The sequence below is a fragment of the Teredinibacter haidensis genome, assembly GCF_014211975.1.
Lineage (GTDB): Bacteria > Pseudomonadota > Gammaproteobacteria > Pseudomonadales > Cellvibrionaceae > Teredinibacter > Teredinibacter haidensis.
Map to the genome: position 1 here is coordinate 4,485,208 of NZ_CP060084.1, position 18,304 is coordinate 4,503,511.

Here is an 18,304-nt window from a genome sequence, read left to right on the forward strand (position 1 = left end):
CGTCTAAATACTGTTACAATAGCTCCTCTTTCTGGGCACTAAATCGTGCCTATCCTGTCTTTAACAGAAATCACCTCCTATCTGTAAATAAAGGTAATTGTTGAAACGATGCGATCTATACTCCCGCGTGCTGCCTCCTGTTTGTTAAAACTGGCCATTATTCTCGTGGCCTTCCCTGTGTTTGCGGCTCAGGTGATTATTCCCGCGCCGCCACAGTTGGCTGCGAGCGCCTACCTGCTGGTAGATGCCGATACCGGGAAAGTCATTGTCGAGCACAATGCTGACGAGCAGCTTCCTCCGGCCAGCCTGACAAAAATGATGACCAGCTATATTGTGTCGGAAGAAATTGCCACGGGTCGATTAAAAGATACCGATCTGGTGCATGTCAGCGATGATGCCTGGCGACGGGGCGGCACCAAAAGTGGCAGTTCAACCATGTTTTTGAAAGCGCGTAGCGAAGTGCCGGTTATTGACCTGCTACGCGGTGTAATTATTCAGTCTGGCAATGATGCGTCCATAGCTCTGGCCCAGCATGTGGCTGGCAGTGAGCAGGCCTTTGCCGATGTAATGAACCAGCAGGCGCAATTGCTGGGTATGACGAGCAGTAATTTCCGTAATGCAACCGGTTGGCCTGCAGAAGGCCATATGACCACCGCGCGGGATCTCGCTGTTCTAGCACGCGCACTGATTAACGACCACCCGGAACACTATGCCCTGTATTCGGAAAGATTCTTTAAGCATAACGGCATCAGCCAGCCCAATCGCAACAAGCTGCTGTTTACCAACAAGTTTGTTGATGGTTTGAAAACCGGACATACACAAGAAGCGGGTTACTGCCTGGTGGCGTCGTCGGTACGCGACAATATGCGTTTGGTTTCGGTCGTAATGGGCGCTCGTTCAGAAAGCTCGCGCGCGACGGAATCGCAAAAACTGCTGGCTTACGGCTTTCGCTACTATCAAACCCACAAACTCTACAGTGCTGGCGATGTGTTGGGCACCGCTCGGGTATGGGGCGGCGATCCGCAACAGCTAACCCTCACGATCGCAGACGATATTGAGGCTACTATTCCCCGCGGCGCGCAGGACAAAGTAAAAGCTGAAATTCAGATCGATGCGGCCATCGAGGCTCCCGTCGCCAAGGGACAGGTTCTGGGCAAATTGTTAGTGGCCTTGGATGATGATGCTCTGGTGGAAGCTGATTTGGTTGCGGCTACCGATATTGCCGAAGCGGGATTGTTCGATAGTCTGTGGGATTCCGTTGTGCGACTGTTTGAGGAGTAATAAGCCGTGAGCGATACCCCTCTCGAGCCGCCAAAGATTGAATTCCCCTGTCCTGATTATCCTATCAAATGTATGGGCGAAGCCTCCGCAGGTTACCGTGAAGCTGTATTGAATGTGATGGAAATTCACGCGGCTGGTTTTAATATCGACAAGGTGTCTGTGCGTGATAGCCGTAAGGGCACCTTTCAGTCGGTAACCGTTTTTATCACCGCAACGGGTGAGGAGCAGTTGCAGGCCATTTTCGACGATTTAAAAAAATTGCCCGAAACCAAAATGGTGTTATAGCGCCAGACTGCTACAATCCAGAGCCCTTACCGCCTATTTGCCACTCCTATGATTCCTGAAACTTTACCGTCTCCCTTCGTTATTCGCCACCTGGGGGTGCAGGAATATGAGACTGTCTGGCGGGAAATGCGCGAGTTTACCGATGCTCGCAACAGTGAAACAGCCGATGAAATTTGGTTGGTACAGCATCCGCCGGTGTACACTCAAGGGCAGGCGGGCAAGCCGGAGCACTTGCTGAACCCCCAGTCGGTACCGGTAGTAGCCTCCGACCGAGGGGGGCAGGTAACCTACCATGGCCCCGGCCAACTGGTGGTCTACCCCTTGCTCAATCTCAAGCGTTTAACATTTGGCGTGAGGGATTTGGTTACGTTGCTGGAGGAGGCAGTGATTCAGTTTTTAGCCGGTTATGGCATAGAAGCTGCTGCCAAACCGGATGCCCCAGGTGTTTATGTTCAGGGTAAAAAAATTGCATCGCTGGGCTTGCGGGTGCGTAGGGGTTGCAGCTATCACGGATTGGCAATCAATATCGCCATGGATTTAAAGCCTTTTTTGAATATTAATCCCTGCGGCTACCAAGGGCTGGAGATGACCCAGCTTAGCGAGTGGGTAAGTGAAGATTTGCAGGTGGGGGATATTGCAGAGGAATTTTTGCAGATCCTCGTCCACACTTTAACGACGCAGAAACAACAGCTGCTTCCCAAAGAGAAAAAGTGAATGACCGATAGTTCAGATTTAAAGCCGGATACAACACCCGTAAAGCGTACCCGTCGTATTAAGCAGGGCGAGAAGCTGCGCGACGCCGATAAGGTAGAGCGCATTCCGGTGAAAGTGATTGCCAGCGACCAAATGCTGCGTAAGCCGGATTGGATTCGCATAAAAGTGAGCAGCTCGCCGGAAGTGGATCGTATTAAACAGCTGCTGCGAAAGAATGCACTCTCTACCGTATGCGAAGAAGCCAACTGCCCTAACCTCAGTGAGTGCTTTAGCGGTGGTACAGCAACCTTTATGGTTATGGGCGATATCTGCACCCGTCGCTGCCCTTTCTGCGATGTAGGCCATGGCAAGCCCAACCCTCTGGATGTCGAAGAGCCCAAAAATCTGGCCGCCGCTATTGCCAATATGCAATTGAAATACGTGGTGATTACCTCGGTAGACCGCGACGATCTACGCGATGGTGGTGCCCAGCATTTTGCCGATTGTATCCGCGAAGCGAGAGTCCTGTCTCCCAATCTGCAGGTGGAAATCTTAACGCCCGATTTCCGCGGCCGCATGGATGTTGCGCTGGATATTCTCGTGCAGATACCACCCGATGTATTCAACCACAACCTCGAAACAGTGCCGCGCCTTTATCGTCAATCGCGTCCCGGTGCGAACTATCAGTGGTCACTGGAGCTGTTGAAAAAATACAAAGCGCGCAAGCCGGAAGTGCTAACGAAATCCGGTTTAATGGTTGGTTTGGGTGAAACCAAAGAAGAAATTATTGAGGTGCTTAAAGATATGCGCGAGCACAATATTGATATGTTAACTATTGGCCAATACCTGCAGCCTTCCCGCGATCATTTGCCCGTGGCTCGCTATGTAGAGCCTTCCGAGTTCGATGAATACAGTGTGGTTGCCAAAGAACTAGGCTTTGTACACGCCGCCTGCGGGCCTTTGGTGCGCTCTTCTTACCATGCCGATAAGCAGGCACACGGCGAAGTTGTTAAGTAAGTTTATGATAGTGAGTTGTTCTGTTATTGAGATAGCGAACCTAAGGGATTATCCCGAGTTGGTTTCCACTGTGGCAACCTGGCATCACAATGAATGGTTGCACAGTTATCGTGTGTCAGGAAAAGAGTCGCTGCTGATTCACCGGGATATTGCCGAGGATATTCGTGAGCGCGAGCACAACCTGCGTACACATTTCAGTGAAGCAGCCGTGCCCAGTACATTTATCGCCCTAGCGGTGGACGAGAATACCGGGGGAAAAACCGTCATTGGTTCTGTTAGTGTTGTGTACTACCAGTTTTCCAAACAGCGTAAGCCCAACGAGTGGATTACCAATCTATTTGTGGTAGAAGCCTATCGCAATAAAGGTATCGGTCAGCAGTTGTTGGAATTTATTCATCAATTCGCCGCAGAAAGTGGTATTGCACACTTAAAACTGTACACGCGCGATAAAGAAGAGTTTTATCGCAAGCGCGACTGGCAGTTTAGCCATAAAGGGCTGGTGCAGGGCAACAGTGTTTCAGTGTTGGAAAAGCGGGTAATTTAAGCACCTGCTTGAGTCGGGCGCTGCGCGGCCATGTCACATTACGTATATCTTATATCTCTAGCGCGCTGGGTTTCGCCAGGGCTTAATCCACGCGATTTAATTTTGAGCAAAAAAGTATGAGTCAATCAAAAGTAGGATTTGTCAGCTTGGGGTGCCCTAAGGCCCTGGTCGATTCCGAACGCATCCTTACACAGTTAAAAATTGACGGTTACGAGGTTGTCCCCAGTTACGAAGATGCCGATCTTGTTGTGGTGAATACCTGTGGCTTTATCGATTCCGCTAAGCAGGAATCGCTGGAAGCTATTGGCGAAGCCATAAAAGAAAACGGTAAAGTTATTGTGACCGGCTGCATGGGCAAGGGAAATGATGCGAAAGTGATCAAAGAATCCTTTCCGCAGGTATTAAGCGTAACTGGCCCCGCAGCCTACGAAGAAGTGATGGGGGCGGTACACAATTATATCCCCAAACCCGCCAAGCATAATCCTCACGTGGATTTGGTACCACCGCAGGGCGTGAAGCTGACGCCGCGCCACTACGCTTACCTGAAAATCTCTGAAGGTTGTAATCATCGCTGCTCATTCTGTATTATCCCCTCCATGCGTGGGGATTTGGTTAGCCGACCCGTTGGCGATGTGCTGGATGAAGCAGAGCGGTTGGTCGCTGCCGGTACAAAAGAACTGCTTGTCATCTCCCAGGACACCAGCGCCTACGGTGTAGATTTAAAATACCGTACCGGCTTCTGGCAAGGGCGACCCGTTAAAACACGTATGTTGGAGCTGTGTGAGGCACTGTCTGAGCTGGGTGTGTGGACGCGTCTTCACTATGTCTACCCTTACCCTCACGTAGATGAAGTGATTCCGCTGATGGCAGAAGGTAAAATACTGCCCTACCTGGATATTCCTTTTCAGCACGCGAGCCCGCGTATACTCAAGGCAATGAAGCGTCCTGCACACCAGGAAAAAACGCTAGATCGCATCCACAACTGGCGCAGGCAGTGTCCGGAACTAGTGCTGCGTTCGACATTTATCGTAGGCTTTCCCGGCGAAACCGAAGCGGAGTTCGAACAGCTATTGCAGTGGCTGCAGGAAGCACAACTCGACCGGGTGGGCTGCTTCCAGTATTCCCCGGTTGAGGGCGCATCGGCTAACGCTCTACCTAATCAGGTACCCGATGAGGTGAAGCAAGCGCGCTGGGAGCGTTTTATGGAAACCCAGCAGGCGATCTCTGCAGCGAAACTGCAGGCGCGCGTGGGTACGACGGTGGACGTACTGATCGATTCCACCGAAGGTGAAAATGCCGTAGGCCGCAGTTATGCGGATGCCCCGGAAATTGATGGCGTAGTGATTGTTGAAGGCGGTGCTCACCTAGAGCCCGGTTCGATGGTCAAAGCGACTATCGTGGCGGCGGATGAATACGATGTATGGGCAGAGCTGCAGGCGCAGAATTAGTCTATGCTTAATGTTGGCTCGACCCGCACGGGTCAGAGATGTTTTATGAGCTGTAGAATATGGTCGAAAACGACAATCTGGATATAACCTCCCAAGAGTCACTCCTACAGTGGGTGCATGCGCACGAGCAGGCTCATATCTTTCTGGGGATACAACTGGAATATACACCCGCACTTTCGTCTTTGGTGACAGAGGGAGGGGAAGTACTGTTTGCTAGTCGCCGCCATATCTTACTTGAAGGGGTGGCCGAAAGCCCCGCTGCCATTCAATACGAATCGGATTTGTACCCCGCTTCAATACTGGAGCAAATCGAAACGATTGATGCTGCAGAAGAAATGGGTAGTGAGCGCACGTGGAGCGCTAGCGTAAAACATAAAGACGGTAGTCTGCACCACTACCAGATGCAGCGGTATTACATAAACCGAGAGGGTTTAGATAAAGACGCTTTTGCCAATATCGACACAGGGTCTTGCCTTATTTACACCATTGGTGTTGATGTTACCAAACGCAAATCTGCAGAATCGGCACTACAAAATCAAAAATCCCATCTCAATTTCGTTACCCTTCACGATCCGTTAACAGGATTAGCTAATCGCTCGTTATTTTACGATCGAATGAGTAAAAGTATTTCCCGAGCCAAGCGCAGTAAAAGCAGCATGGCAATTATCCTGTTGGATTTGGATCGTTTTAAAAATATTAATGACAGCCTGGGGCATGATGCGGGTGATGCCTACTTAATTCACGTTGCCCGGAATTTAGTTGATGAACTGCGCGATACCGATACCGTTGCTCGTCTAGGTGGTGATGAATTTGTTGTTGCTCTAGAAAATATTCACGATGCCGAGACAATCGAAAGAATAGCGCAAAAATTACTGGATTGTCTGGCACTACCGGCAGCTATAGAGGGGCAAGAAATTGCTACTACCGCCAGTATGGGCATAAGTGTTTTTCCAAACGATGGAGACACGGTTGATCAACTATTGAAGCATGCCGATACCGCCATGTATCGAGCCAAAGCCGCAGGTAAAAACCGATACCAGTTTTATCTGAGCGCTATGTCTGACACTGCTGTGAATTATTTACTGCTGGAAAATGATTTGCGCCGTGCGTTGGAACAGGACGAGCTCTGTTTGTATTACCAGCCGCAAATCGATTTACATAGTGGGCGTATCATTGGCCTAGAAGCATTGGTGCGCTGGCAGCACCGGGACAGAGGCTTGGTCTCGCCCATTCATTTTATTCCCCTGGCAGAGGAAACCGGCTTAATTGAGCCGCTCGGCGCCTGGGTTTTGGAACGAGCCTGCACACGTTTTCAAAGCTGGCTGGCGGGCGGCCTTAACCTAGGGAAGATCGCCGTCAATTTATCCACTCGTCAATTTCGTGTTAGACACTTTGAAAAAACCGTTGCAGACATTCTGAATCGTTCCGGCTTACCGCCTGAATTTTTAGAGCTGGAGATTACCGAAACCTCGGCTATGGAAAACGCAGCTGAGACGATTGAAATGCTCAAAGCGTTGAGCGAGATGGGTTTGTCATTGGCAATTGATGATTTCGGTACGGGATATTCTTCCCTGGCCTATTTGCAGCGCTTCCCCATTCAAAAGCTAAAAATCGATCGCAGCTTTATCAACGATATTGATACCAATCACCAGGATTCTGCCATAGCAAAATCCATCATCGACCTTGCACACAACATGTCCCTGCAAGTAATCGCCGAAGGGGTAGAGCGCCCCTCTCAATCACGCTGGCTTATTGATCGCGGCTGCGATCAGGTGCAAGGCTTCTACTACAGTCGCCCCCTTAGTGAAGAAAAGCTACTGGAGCTGATAAACGATAGTAGCAAAGCTGTTCGTGATGAGAGTGGGGTGCGACTGATTCTGTAGAAACAATACCGGCCAGCTATAGTCCCTCCTATCAGGCCGAAGCCCGTTCGGCCATCAGTTTGTTCAATGGGGGATGATCGCGCTAGGGGAAGTCTCTACGGATAACACTATCAAACAACAGCAAGTGCAGACGCCTTATTCTCAGTGATCAAATGCGGAGGGGGCGATGTTGATGATCAATCTTAGCCAAGCGGCGAAAAAATTGTTGTTGTATTCCTTGTTAGTTACTACGGTAATTTTATATGTTTGCGGTTTTTTTATAAAAACAGGAATTGATTTTTTTAGCAGCTATTTATGTCGTCTGTGGTTTGTTATATCCGCTACTTGTTTTTTATTGGCTTATTTTTAATAAAACTATGACTTTGGTTGGGCTTGATGTCGGAAGGGATTCCAGCGTGCTGCGACTTTTTTTGGGATAGCAGCCGTACTGTTTTGGACCATTATGTTTGTTTATTGGGTGAAGGGATAATAGAGTTAAAAGGACATCCACCTTTAGAAAAGAGATTTCGAGAGCGTGATTAACCAGTGATCTGATTAGTGATTAAGATAGATCCCAATCAAAATAGAAGGTAAATAGGGCAGGGAAGGAGGGAATAGCAAAAAGTACGCATTCAAGACGGGGGCTCTGTGGCCATGGCTTTGCCATTTTTGCAGTGGTGTAAATTCCAGCAGGGTTAATTGAATAGCAGCTTATCGGCGCTAAAGCTTGGTATTCGAGTATAGCCCAGCCGACTAGTGACATAGGCAGCCCCTACCAGTTATTTTAAACGGCTATTCAACAAAACAGATAGGAGACCCATCTTAAGAGTGAACGGGCATGCTTTGCTTTTGTCCTGTTTGAACATAATTTACTGTTTCCAAAGGTTAATGAGGTAAATAGACTTCAGGGTAAGACCTCTGCGTTTAGAGTTTGCCTGTGCGCTCTATCACGTTACTTCGCGCGACAATCTGCGAGAAGATATTTATTTAACGGATGAAGCCGGGCGTTGTGTTTATCTGTTTTAGGCGAGCTCTGCGAACGGTACAACGGGATTTACCATGCTTATTATTTTTAACCCCTTGCGTGCAAATATAGTGCACCATGTTAAGGGTTGGTTCTGGATTCGCTATCATTCTACCTTCGGTGCGCAGGTCGAAGCTGCACGGAAAAACACGAGCCATAGCCGCTTACAAAGCCGTTCGTGATGAGGCTGGGATGCGGCTGGTTCTGTAGAGAGGCCTATTTATCGTACACCACAAAAAATATGCTATGGGTGAAAACTGTAAAAAACAGCTTAAGCCTCTGAAGCGAATGTTGCTTTCGTGCTCTTTTGGCTGTTATCAAAAGCGCAGCCCGTTCCGAGATTGATCCAAAAGCTTTCGTTTATCAAAATATCAACATTAATTCAAAATCATGGAAGAAGAATAAAATGCTGAAATATTTCCCTACTATTGCAGCTTTAGCTGTACTGATTTGTGCGTTGGACTGGTGGTTAAAAGCTATCTACAAAGTTTCGTTGCACGAGGTTGTAACAACACTTCACAAAACTGATGTTCGATGGGTTATTAGGGGGTTTACTGGCGTAGGCTTTACCCTGTCATTTATGTTTTGCTGGTTCGTACTGGAAGGGATAATCAATATCCCTCTTTTGGAACTCGCAGGTAAAAAAACTGAATTGGTCTACGCCGGTAATCCAGCGGCAGGTGTTTCACAGTACTACGCTTTACCGCTGCATTCCGTGGAGCATGGCCAAACCCATCCTGTTGCCCTCGAGAAAATAAATTTATCCTTCGATCCTATCTTTAAAGCCATTACCTTTACGGGCGTACAGCCAGGCCCGGGGTTCTACGGTTCGCCGTATGGGGCTTTAATGTTTTTACCATTCTATCACCATTATCGGCACTAATATTTTGCGCAACGATTGTTATTGGCTGCTTTCATATTCACGCATTCGAGGCTGCGCGTATACATATCAATAGCGGTTTTTAGCAAATTCCGGACGCCTTCGAGGGTTTTGATTATGCGTTATCAAAGATTGGTATTAACAAGGGAAACTATGCGGGTATCTTGCTCGGCGCTGTTATGGCGGGAATTCCACTAGCCATGTTTCTACCACAAGCTGAGCTGAGGGAACCCATCGTTGAGCTGGCAAGCATCGTACAGCCAGGGAAAACAGTTTATGGTGTTCCTCAGGATGTTCACCATCACCTAGTTTGGAAAAAGCGCTACAACGATTCCGAAAGAAATGAGATGCACGATACAGGAATGCGAACTACGATTTTTAAATTCGACAATCTATTTAGGCTGCCAGTGTATGTAGGGCTGAAATTCGATGGCTTTGGAAATCCTGAAATCGAAAAATCACTTAAAAAACATATTGAAGATAAGCAGTGGGTAGAATTGAGCGTTACCGATGCTCTGAAATTAGAATTTATGACCGAGTGGCCATCGTCGTAGTAGTGTAACGACGCAGCGGGTTTTCGCTGCAAGAATTACCATGATCAATATTGAAACCAGTGTAATATTGCGCCATCCATGGATAAGAATCATTCATCGCTATTGTCGTCGCTAAAAAATAATTTCCAGGTAGGCGGTATTACCCAACACTAAAAAATTAGTTTTATAGGTCCTTGAATCGTCATGAATTCGTGGGGTTTATGGTTGGTCACGCCTCTGTAGGCTTCGTGCTGAATATGTGTTGATTAAGCGCTCCGGACAGAATGTCTCTAAAAGAGAGGGCGTAAGCTCAAATTTAACTGCAGTAGAGCATGTAAACCTTTTGTTTGCGGCAACAGCAGCGATCTCAATGATACATTCACATATGGTGAAGCTGCACGGTGGCTAAATGTCACTCCCGTTTTCGTAAACGCACTTCAACAACAGGAAATTCAGCGCTTGCGTTTCCTACGCGAACATTACGTAGGATGGATCAAATAAACGGGGGGTTGTTAAGGAGGCCTGAAAGGATGCTTCGTACTAGCAGGTCACTAATAATCAATACGGTTCATTTGAAACCTGTATAATAAAAGTCATGAAAAATGACGCAAGAAAACTTAGTACAGAAGAGCAGCATTTAATTCGTAAGATAGCAGTGCAGCGATTGCATGATGGTGAAAGTGCGGTCGAAGTGACACGCAGCTTCGGTCTTGGAAGCCGAACAATTTTCACTTGGTTGCGTTTAGCGCGTGAAAAAGGAATTGAAGCTCTGGCACCCAAAGCACGAACTGGACGCAATCGAACACTATCCAATCTTGAGGAGCAAGAAATAAAAAGGTGGCTAATTGGCGGAGACCCTCGACAGCATGGCTTTGATTTTGGTTTGCGGACACGCCAAATTGTTGCTGATTTAATTCTTGAAAGATTTGGTGTTGCCTTGAGCCCTTCCGGTGTTGGTAAAATTCTGCATCGGTTAGGTTTGACGCCACAAAAACCGTTACGTAGAGCGGATGAGCGAGACGAGAAAGCGGTGCAAGAATGGGTTGATGATGTTTACCCTAAAGTTAAGAAATACGATAGAAAGAAAGGGGCTGAGATATTTTGGTTGGATGAAGCCACTATTCGTTCAGATGATCCTTTACAGCGTACCTGGAGTGGAAAAGGGAATACACCTGTCGTCACAACAAGCGGTCAAAGACAGGCAATTAATGCGATCTCAGCGTTATCGAATAAAAGTGGCTTTTGGTATCACGTTTTTGACGTGAAAATTTAATGCGGATAAATGTATTGAATGCTTAAAAAGTTTCCAAAAAGGCCGTAACTCTCCCGTCATACTCATCGTTGATGGGCATCCTGTACATAAATCAAAGAAGGTCACGGACTATATTGAGTCACTTGAAGGAAAAGTTGAAATGGTATTTCTACCACCGTATGCGCCTGACTTAAATCCAGATGAGCTTGTGTGGAATCAGATGAGAAATATCGGCACATCAAAAAAGCCACTCAAGAAAGGAGAATCACTAAAGAATCGTGCCATTTTAGACCTGGAAAGTATCAAACGGGATAAGGCTCTGATTAAATAATTTTTCCAAGAGGCAACTGTATTGTTTGCTGCTGCCTAGGTAGTAAGTCTGTCGTTTAATATGTTTTTTTAGGTAACTCCCGCCGAATCGTTGCGGAAATCCGTCAAACAATTTCAATTTATTTCATATATTGCGATGCCCGCGTTTGTAACCGGTTACACCTGATGGCATTATCAAACCTGTTTGCGTAGTAAATCTAACGATAAAAGCAAACAAATTCCATATAGGTATAACAATCCTCTCTCCCCGAACGGAGCACAAAAAATGAAATATAAAGTTCCTTTTAAATTCAGTTTGTCCAAGCTGATCCTACCTCTGATAATTGTAAGTCTATTTATTGCTAGCAGCGCCAGTGCGGTGAAAATCATGCCTCTAGGTGATTCCATCACTGGGTCGCCGGGCTGTTGGCGAGCCATTTTATGGAACAATTTACAAAACAATGGTTATTCCGATATTGATTTTGTTGGCACGCTATACGCGCAAAGCTGTAGTCAAAACCATGATGCCAATAACGAAGGTCACGGTGGCTTTTTGGCAACAGATATCGCCAATAACAACCAGCTACCTGGATGGCTCTCTTCCACTAACCCGGATGTTGTGATCATGCATCTGGGAACCAATGATGTTTGGAACGGCGTTTCGACGTCGAACATCCTTAGTGCCTATAGTAAATTGGTCGATCAAATGCGTTCGAATAATTCAAATGTAAAAATCTTGGTTGCTCGGTTGATTCCAATGGATCCTTCCCGCTCTTGTTCGCAGTGTGCAAGCCGGATTACGGATCTGAATAACAATATTCCTAGTTGGGCGAGCGGAAAATCAACATCACAATCTCCCATCACTGTTGTTGATCAGTGGAACGGGTTTAGCGCGTACTCCGATACTGGCGACGGTGTTCATCCGAACGATTCTGGTGATCAAAAAATTGCGGATAGATGGTTTTCAGCCTTGACCTCGGTACTGTCAACCAGCAGTTCCGATAGCGGTTGCGGAACCTGCGGAAGTTACCCTTACTGCTGTAACAGCACAAGTGACGATTGGGGATGGGAAAATAATCAGAGCTGTATAACGCCAAACTCCAGCGCTGCCCAGAGTGTGTGCGGGGGAGGTGGTAACTCCAGTAGCAGCAGTAGTAGTAGCTCTTCAGGGTCAACTTACCCAACTTGTAGTAGTGCATCGGCTGATCCAGATGGAGACGGATGGGGCTGGGAAAACAACCAAAGCTGTGTTGTAAGTTCCGGAAGTGACAGTGGAAGTTCAGGCGGTGTGTGTGATTGGTATGGAACCAGTTATCCACTCTGCGCAAGTACAAGTAGTGGCTGGGGTTGGGAAGACAACCAAAGCTGCATTTCACCGAGTACTTGCAGCTCCCAATAAGCGAGTTAATTAGGGTGGCCCTAACAGGCCACCCACTCAGAGCTACTTAAACGTAATTGGCTAATCAATTGCAGCCTAGGTTCAAGCTTGCAAGAGAAGAAAAAACAGTTTCTCTCTTGCCCCGCCTAGTACACCTTCGCAATATTGAATAAGCCTTATAGCGACAAAGTAAATCCCGAACACCTATTAAATTTAAAAAATAGTGTTCGTAGCGTAACCATGTAGTTTCAGAAAAATCCGCGCGGATATTGTTCAATACTTCTTTACGTGCGTAACTCATACATTGGCACAAACACATTCAGATACTCCCAACGCCAGTTTAGCGGGCCAAAATTTTAATAAATATCGTTATGGGCACATTAAATTAATGGGAGCCTTCCGCCTTCCTACGCCCGCTAATTAGATAACGAAATATAGATAACGAGTTAATATTTCGAATTACAGGTTGTAACCGGTTACATAAGCTGTAAATATACTTCCGTTTTTACCGGTAAAGATAACAATAATATACCCGCACACATTTGTCGGCCGTTCAACGGTCGGCCCTGCCGTAGTGTATGCATAATTACATTTGGAGAAAAACGATGAAACAACGTAAAAAAATTGGTTTAGCTGGGGCACTTATCGCTAGCCTCTGCCTGCTAGCGGTTCATTCATTTGCGCAAGATTACCCTACCTGCAGTAGTGCATCATCCGATCCCGATGGTGATGGTTGGGGCTGGGAAAACAATCAAAGCTGTATTGTTTCCTCCAGCAGCGATTCAGGCGGAAGTGCAGATAGCGGTTACCCGACGTGTAGCAGTGCCTCTTCTGATCCCGACGGTGACGGATGGGGATGGGAGAATAACCAGAGCTGCGTTGTCTCGAGTGATGGTGGCTCTGGTGGTAGTTGTGGAACGGGTAGTTGCCCTAGCTCGCTCGCCTGTCCCAGCGGAATGAACTGCGGTTGTTACACCGTTTCTGGGTTGGGAGCGAACAAGCAAGCTTATCAGGACTCCGGTGCAGACCGTAGTTTCCTGGCCTCGGCCATGATGGAAACAGAAGTAATGGATACAAATTATGCCTACGGGGACAACAAAACCGGCGACTCATTCAACGCCGGTGCAGCCAAGCAAAACTGGGGAATGATGAGACAGTGTCATTCATCCTGGACAGGCTATAGTTCCGGCGACTATTCAGTTTCGGATCAAATGAACAGTAGTCGAGGCTTAGACGTACAAGTCTATTACGAGTGCCGCAATTACTTTGGCGACTCTTGGTTTGCAGGCCACCGTAATGGGTCGTCAGGTCTTAGTAACCCGAACACGACAGATATAAACAATTTTAGATCTGGTTATAACTGGACCTACAATCAACTTTCTGGCCATGAGTGTGATGACGTCCGCTTTTGGGTAGATATTCCAGCGATATAATTCGCATTATCCGTACGGGAAGACGTTTACTTCCTGTACGGATTATTTCGATGCAAGAAAGCCCCTTCCAATTAAGCAATATTACACCGCTTTTTTATAATTTTTTTCAAAATTAAATGAAGATCTAACAATTGGTTTTCGCCGTATGCTGGATTGAAAAAAAAGGTGATTTTATGGAAATATTTCTTATGCCTATCCTGGCGTATTACTGTGTCTGTTTACAGGCAGAACGTATTCAAAAAGTGGCGGTACTTGTAGTGCCAAAAGGGTAAAATTAATCGTGTTAAATAAGAAAATGAGCCCGCTACCGAATTTATTCCTGTATCGGTACGCAAATCGCCGGCCAGGTTAAAAGCATTTCTACCCACTGATATCCGCAAGTCCATTGAAGGAATTACAGCCAGCCATCACCACAAGCGAGTAACATCAGCCCGGGTTTGTCGAGCAGGGCTCTGATCCACGCGAACCAAGGGACGACTCGTCCGTGGTGAAATTCTGACATCTTTCCTCACCTAATCGTACCCAGCTGTATGGCAAGGCCATTCGCCAGCCATTGCCCCGGGTTTGTAAAGCTGGTCGGAATAAAAAACTCGGCCGCAAGCGACCGAGTTTTTTATCATCGCCGATTTTTGATAGTGTTAAATCTGGGTTATTGTATGTATTTAAAATAGCTTTTCTTAGATCAATTTCTGTGGTGCCTGGTTTTTCGTAAAAGGCCAAGTCTGTTTCTCTATTCCGCTCTTCAAATAGCTGCATGACAGAATCTATATCGCCGGTCTCTAGTGCACTTTCCAACAGCCTAAGAATTGGCAGCAATTCAGCTATCGTCTGGTAGTAGTTTTCGTCTGTCATACCATGTACGTCGGGTACTGGGTCGCTTTCAAAAAAACGCCAGAGGGGTAAAGACGAAGGAATGTATAATTTATTGGTGTATTGCCTGGCACCATCATATTCCCCCAAATTTGAATGCTGCGTCTCAAATATTTCGAGATCTCCATTTTCATCTCGTTGCAAATTTTTGTCTGCGCAATATTTTCCCGGCCTAGGCGATGTTTCAGTCGCAGCTAATCCTTCGTTGCGCCCAGAGAATTTAATACTGAAGATATCTATTGGTTTTTCTTTCGTATCGTTATCACGAACGACTATTTTTACATTTAAGTGAGAGCTTGGATTAATTCTCCAACCTTGTTCGTCAGGCATAACTTTTATTGGCAAAGTGTTCTCTCCAGATTTCATTCAAAGATTTATTGGGGATCTGGTTGACATTTGTACGCCCGAATTCATTTCGTCATGTATTACGATATCATTTGCTAGCACGTAATATGCAACACCAAAAACATCAATCTGTAATTCAAATAAAGGCTTATTCATCAATAATGTATGCACAGGTTTCCCCTCTTTACCACTCGCATTACAACCGCTAGCTACTATTAAGCATAGTGTTAACAAAACTCGATCAATTTTAAAAAAGTTAATCATGTCGTTATCCTACAGCTCTGCCTCTTCTAGACGCTTCGACGCGCCGTTACTATCAAACCACGTTTTACTCCCTACAAAAATCCATTTCCCTTCGATGGCCTTAGCCTTTCTTTCCATTTTGTGTGTAATATCACTATTCCCTCGACTATCTCGTTGACTAGCCTTGTCTTCTGTTGTGCTCTTTCGCAAAGAAGCCTCTGCACAATAAGCGTAATACATGGCAAGCCCAGTAACTTTAACCGTGCCATCTATAGCAGGCTTATCTTCGGCGCTAGCTCCCTTCAGGCTTGCTATAAACCCGGCACCTTCACCTGACTTTTCCGCGCCTTTTATTTGAACTTCCATTTCAGCCTTGCAGCTAACACTCCAAACCGTTTTTTTAGCGGAGACATCGGCTTCCAGCCCAATCAGCAAGGTGGCCGACGCTTCAGACTCTCCATCTCCGTCACCCCATTTTTTTCGGCTTCTATTTTATACTCTATTTTGGTCGCTATTTCTCTCGTTGCAACAAAGTCGACTTTAACGACTACTCCTTTGTCTGCTGCCCATGCTTTTACTCTAACAAGAAAGTCGCCGAATTTTTTCCCTCCGGGTCCTGCGACCATGGTCGAGCCGGCAATAATAGGCCAGTCAAAGATGTCCGTTCCTAATTTCATTTTACTTAGCGGGCTAAGCGCAAGATTGATGCTGCCCTCTAGGTCTACGATATTATTCCCGGAAACTTCTTTTAATTCTATCGCACCACCGAGCGAAATTTTAGGAGGAGAGAACGAAAATCGTACCAACTCATGATTCGAAGAGTTAAAGCCTTTCGCTTTAGCCTGGGCGTATATTTTTTTTCGATGGCTTGCCTGTGATATCTGATATTAGTTTTAAAAAATCATCCAAAGCACCCTGAACTTTTGGGAATAAGTTTTTTAATGTGATATCGGTTCCCGCTTCATATTTCCAGTCGGACCGGCCTAAGCTGCCATCGATTTTTCCCTTAATGCTCCACGACGCATCGTCCGCCGACTGGTTTCTGTTGGTTAGATCTGAGCACCCCAGCGATAGACTCCCAGACCATTTGAAATTGGGGAACACGTGTATTTTCGCGTTTTTCTCGTCAATGCCGTCGCAGCCGCAGGTCTTTAGTTCACAGGTTTGATAGGCAAAGGCGCTTCCTAGATCCGCGAGCAGATATTTTCTGTAAAACTCGAAAAAAGATTCTTTCTCGTAGTCCCTTGCTTTTGGATACACTTCCAGTTCATGGCTGCCAGTAGAGAAGTGCTCGTCTGGAAAATCTTCGCTTGTAACCGTTATAGAAGGGAAATCGTTGTGACCGTTAACGCAAGACCCTACGTGAGAAATGCTGAGTCTGTCTGGTGTAGTCGATTTAGAAATTACCTGCAGCCGTCCGTCGCCTGGCTGTATCTTTTAGATAGACAAAGATATCTCAATAGTTCCAAGCTATATCTGTTCGGTCGCATCTTTAGTTTTATGCGATTAATATGTGTGTCCGTTTTAGGGTTAATCGCTAGGCTAAATTCAAAGCTTGTTGAAAATGTAGATGCCGCCAACGACAAACGCCACGACAAAGAGGAAGGCAAGTACAAGAATAACGGCCTGTTTTATACTTAATAACTTACTTGTTATCAAACACGATATTCCTGGATTATCAGGGTTGTAAAACACGGTTAGGGTCAGCCCTTTTGGGTAGTTCGAAACAGATTCCTTTGCTACCCTTTCATCTGAGAATGTATTTTCTATTCTAGGGTATATATTTCTACCAATATATTGTTCTTCGCCTACCGTGTAGTGATATTCGATATCTGCCCTATAATCAAAAACACCACCTACAGAATTTTTAGCCCGCGCTGAGTTCGGGCCAACCGATATTTGTTTTAACTCTGAGTGAACGATTTTGCCTCTGACCGCCTCCCAGTTGGCGCTTCTAAGAAAGAGGTAGAGGGTAGATCCGGTAACCAATACGGCTAAACATACCAACAAGGTATTCATTTTCATCGCATTCTCTAATAGATTAACGAACTAGTTTCCACTCTCCATTAATTTTTGCCATATAAATGGGAATTTCAAAGAAAAGGTCATCTGATTCTAGCTGGAGTACATTGTCACCGTTAGCTTTGCTCACATACACTACTTTATTATCAGCTAGTAGTTTAAGCCTTATATCCTCAAGTGACACCGTGTTGCTCGTGAGGCCTTTTTGTTGAGAAAGCCATTGATAAGTACTGTTCGTAACGCTTATTATTTTTTTAAAATCCTTATTCTCTGCTAGTGCGTCTTCCTGTATTTTGTATATCTGGAGGTTTGTAGCTTCACTAGTATCCTTTGATAAAAGGGAATTTCTCAAGTTTTCTACAATATCGAAAATTATTTTTTTATCTCCATCACTGATGCCAGTCAAAGTCTTCGCATCTCTCCACAAATTCGTTATCACTTCGTCAGTAAAATTGAATTCGACTTTTTTACTAAATGCAGCTGAGTTCTCGTCGACATCTCCAGTGGGATACAGTACGTCCGCATATACTTTTGATGGGGTGGGGGAGTCTGATGATGGATCATGTAGAAAAATACTGACTTTAATAGAGCCTCGAATACGGGGTTCATTTGGCAGCGGGTTTAGGTTAACCTCTAGCTTGTTTTTCCCAGGCATTAGCCATGTTGTTACAGGCTTGTCGACAGTTAAACCGGTACCATCTTTGTGAACCACTAATGGAGCGCCATTCAACGTTACAGTTGCATGAATATTTACTGCCTCCACAGATAAAAAATAATAATCGGGCAAAATATGTTCCTCCGCCGCCATTGGGTTGAGTATTGGCCAGCCGATAAAAATAGCTAACACTAGCATTAATCGATACTTGAACTTCATTAGTTCATCCA

General features: G+C 46.0%; 19 protein-coding genes. 13 read left to right on the forward strand and 6 right to left on the reverse strand.

Features of this window, described 5'->3' with window-relative positions:
• The first annotated feature begins 108 nt into the window (after positions 1–108).
• The 13 genes from H5715_RS18350 (at position 109) to H5715_RS20120 (ending at position 13,939) form a co-directional block, all read left to right on the forward strand.
• Positions 109–1,281: a D-alanyl-D-alanine carboxypeptidase family protein gene (locus H5715_RS18350; RefSeq protein WP_075184975.1), complete on the forward strand. Its 1,173-nt coding sequence runs from the start codon at positions 109–111 to the stop codon at positions 1,279–1,281.
• A 6-nt stretch (positions 1,282–1,287) separates the two neighbouring features.
• Positions 1,288–1,566 carry a YbeD family protein gene (locus H5715_RS18355; protein ID WP_075184976.1) on the forward strand — a complete coding sequence of 93 codons (279 nt, stop codon included), beginning with the start codon at positions 1,288–1,290 and terminating at the stop codon, positions 1,564–1,566.
• Positions 1,567–1,614: 48 nt separating this feature from the next.
• The gene (gene lipB / locus H5715_RS18360) at positions 1,615–2,280 is read left to right on the forward strand and encodes a lipoyl(octanoyl) transferase LipB (RefSeq protein WP_075184977.1); all 666 of its coding nucleotides are present in this window, start codon (positions 1,615–1,617) and stop codon (positions 2,278–2,280) included.
• Positions 2,281–3,276 carry a lipoyl synthase gene (lipA, locus tag H5715_RS18365; RefSeq protein ID WP_075184978.1) on the forward strand — a complete coding sequence of 332 codons (996 nt, stop codon included), beginning with the start codon at positions 2,281–2,283 and terminating at the stop codon, positions 3,274–3,276.
• 4 nt (positions 3,277–3,280) lie between these two features.
• Entirely contained in the window at positions 3,281–3,820 is a 540-nt protein-coding gene (locus H5715_RS18370) for a GNAT family N-acetyltransferase (RefSeq protein WP_075184979.1), read from the forward strand.
• A gap of 116 nt (positions 3,821–3,936) precedes the next feature.
• Positions 3,937–5,268, forward strand: a complete 1,332-nt coding sequence (gene rimO / locus H5715_RS18375) for a 30S ribosomal protein S12 methylthiotransferase RimO (protein WP_075184980.1) — start codon at positions 3,937–3,939, stop codon at positions 5,266–5,268.
• Positions 5,269–5,327: 59 nt separating this feature from the next.
• A complete protein-coding gene (locus H5715_RS18380) occupies positions 5,328–7,151 on the forward strand; it encodes a putative bifunctional diguanylate cyclase/phosphodiesterase (RefSeq protein WP_083607954.1) in 1,824 nt (607 codons plus the stop codon).
• Positions 7,152–8,560: 1,409 nt separating this feature from the next.
• Positions 8,561–9,037 (forward strand): hypothetical protein, encoded by a 477-nt coding sequence (locus H5715_RS18385; RefSeq protein WP_139309742.1) that lies wholly within the window; start codon positions 8,561–8,563, stop codon positions 9,035–9,037.
• A gap of 176 nt (positions 9,038–9,213) precedes the next feature.
• Positions 9,214–9,588, forward strand: a complete 375-nt coding sequence (locus tag H5715_RS18390) for a hypothetical protein (RefSeq protein ID WP_075184983.1) — start codon at positions 9,214–9,216, stop codon at positions 9,586–9,588.
• Positions 9,589–10,162: 574 nt separating this feature from the next.
• Complete coding sequence (locus tag H5715_RS18395) at positions 10,163–10,840, forward strand: IS630 family transposase (protein WP_185906569.1); 678 nt, start codon at positions 10,163–10,165, stop codon at positions 10,838–10,840.
• Positions 10,841–10,853: 13 nt separating this feature from the next.
• Positions 10,854–11,150 (forward strand): transposase, encoded by a 297-nt coding sequence (locus H5715_RS20670; protein WP_185906620.1) that lies wholly within the window; start codon positions 10,854–10,856, stop codon positions 11,148–11,150.
• A gap of 264 nt (positions 11,151–11,414) precedes the next feature.
• The gene (locus H5715_RS20335) at positions 11,415–12,527 is read left to right on the forward strand and encodes a carbohydrate-binding domain-containing protein (RefSeq protein WP_075186420.1); all 1,113 of its coding nucleotides are present in this window, start codon (positions 11,415–11,417) and stop codon (positions 12,525–12,527) included.
• Between the two features lie 584 nt (positions 12,528–13,111).
• On the forward strand, positions 13,112–13,939 hold the full coding sequence (locus tag H5715_RS20120) for a carbohydrate-binding domain-containing protein (RefSeq protein WP_246434611.1): 828 nt from the start codon (positions 13,112–13,114) through the stop codon (positions 13,937–13,939).
• 426 nt (positions 13,940–14,365) lie between these two features.
• Here H5715_RS20120 and H5715_RS18415 read toward each other — a convergent pair whose 3' ends face one another.
• From H5715_RS18415 to H5715_RS18440, 6 genes are all read right to left on the reverse strand, one after another.
• Positions 14,366–15,139 (reverse strand): hypothetical protein, encoded by a 774-nt coding sequence (locus H5715_RS18415; protein WP_075186421.1) that lies wholly within the window; start codon positions 15,137–15,139, stop codon positions 14,366–14,368.
• Positions 15,140–15,427: 288 nt separating this feature from the next.
• Positions 15,428–15,832, reverse strand: a complete 405-nt coding sequence (locus tag H5715_RS18420) for a hypothetical protein (RefSeq protein ID WP_075186423.1) — start codon at positions 15,830–15,832, stop codon at positions 15,428–15,430.
• Complete coding sequence (locus H5715_RS18425) at positions 15,826–16,203, reverse strand: hypothetical protein (RefSeq protein ID WP_075186424.1); 378 nt, start codon at positions 16,201–16,203, stop codon at positions 15,826–15,828. The genes H5715_RS18420 and H5715_RS18425 overlap by 7 nt, the downstream gene beginning before the upstream one ends.
• Before the next feature lie 31 nt (positions 16,204–16,234).
• Entirely contained in the window at positions 16,235–16,657 is a 423-nt protein-coding gene (locus H5715_RS18430; protein ID WP_075186425.1) for a hypothetical protein, read from the reverse strand.
• 288 nt (positions 16,658–16,945) lie between these two features.
• Positions 16,946–17,422, reverse strand: coding sequence for a DUF3592 domain-containing protein (locus H5715_RS18435; RefSeq protein WP_075186426.1), 477 nt, complete (start codon positions 17,420–17,422; stop codon positions 16,946–16,948).
• A gap of 16 nt (positions 17,423–17,438) precedes the next feature.
• Positions 17,439–18,293 carry a hypothetical protein gene (locus tag H5715_RS18440; RefSeq protein ID WP_139309817.1) on the reverse strand — a complete coding sequence of 285 codons (855 nt, stop codon included), beginning with the start codon at positions 18,291–18,293 and terminating at the stop codon, positions 17,439–17,441.
• Between the last annotated feature and the right edge of the window lie 11 nt (positions 18,294–18,304).

What these genes read in the sequence shown, in the direction of transcription:
- H5715_RS18395 (WP_185906569.1), top strand. Translation starts at nt 10,163, where the DNA reads ATGAAAAATGACGCAAGAAAACTTAGTACAGAAGAGCAGCATTTAATT.
- H5715_RS18385 (WP_139309742.1), top strand. Translation starts at nt 8,561, where the DNA reads ATGCTGAAATATTTCCCTACTATTGCAGCTTTAGCTGTACTGATTTGT.
- H5715_RS18440 (WP_139309817.1), bottom strand. Translation starts at nt 18,293, where the DNA reads ATGAAGTTCAAGTATCGATTAATGCTAGTGTTAGCTATTTTTATCGGC.
- H5715_RS18390 (WP_075184983.1), top strand. Translation starts at nt 9,214, where the DNA reads ATGGCGGGAATTCCACTAGCCATGTTTCTACCACAAGCTGAGCTGAGG.
- H5715_RS20120 (WP_246434611.1), top strand. Translation starts at nt 13,112, where the DNA reads ATGAAACAACGTAAAAAAATTGGTTTAGCTGGGGCACTTATCGCTAGC.
- H5715_RS18370 (WP_075184979.1), top strand. Translation starts at nt 3,281, where the DNA reads ATGATAGTGAGTTGTTCTGTTATTGAGATAGCGAACCTAAGGGATTAT.
- rimO (WP_075184980.1), top strand. Translation starts at nt 3,937, where the DNA reads ATGAGTCAATCAAAAGTAGGATTTGTCAGCTTGGGGTGCCCTAAGGCC.
- H5715_RS18435 (WP_075186426.1), bottom strand. Translation starts at nt 17,422, where the DNA reads ATGAAAATGAATACCTTGTTGGTATGTTTAGCCGTATTGGTTACCGGA.
- lipB (WP_075184977.1), top strand. Translation starts at nt 1,615, where the DNA reads ATGATTCCTGAAACTTTACCGTCTCCCTTCGTTATTCGCCACCTGGGG.
- H5715_RS18350 (WP_075184975.1), top strand. Translation starts at nt 109, where the DNA reads ATGCGATCTATACTCCCGCGTGCTGCCTCCTGTTTGTTAAAACTGGCC.
- H5715_RS18415 (WP_075186421.1), bottom strand. Translation starts at nt 15,139, where the DNA reads ATGCCTGACGAACAAGGTTGGAGAATTAATCCAAGCTCTCACTTAAAT.
- H5715_RS18380 (WP_083607954.1), top strand. Translation starts at nt 5,328, where the DNA reads ATGGTCGAAAACGACAATCTGGATATAACCTCCCAAGAGTCACTCCTA.
- lipA (WP_075184978.1), top strand. Translation starts at nt 2,281, where the DNA reads ATGACCGATAGTTCAGATTTAAAGCCGGATACAACACCCGTAAAGCGT.
- H5715_RS20335 (WP_075186420.1), top strand. Translation starts at nt 11,415, where the DNA reads ATGAAATATAAAGTTCCTTTTAAATTCAGTTTGTCCAAGCTGATCCTA.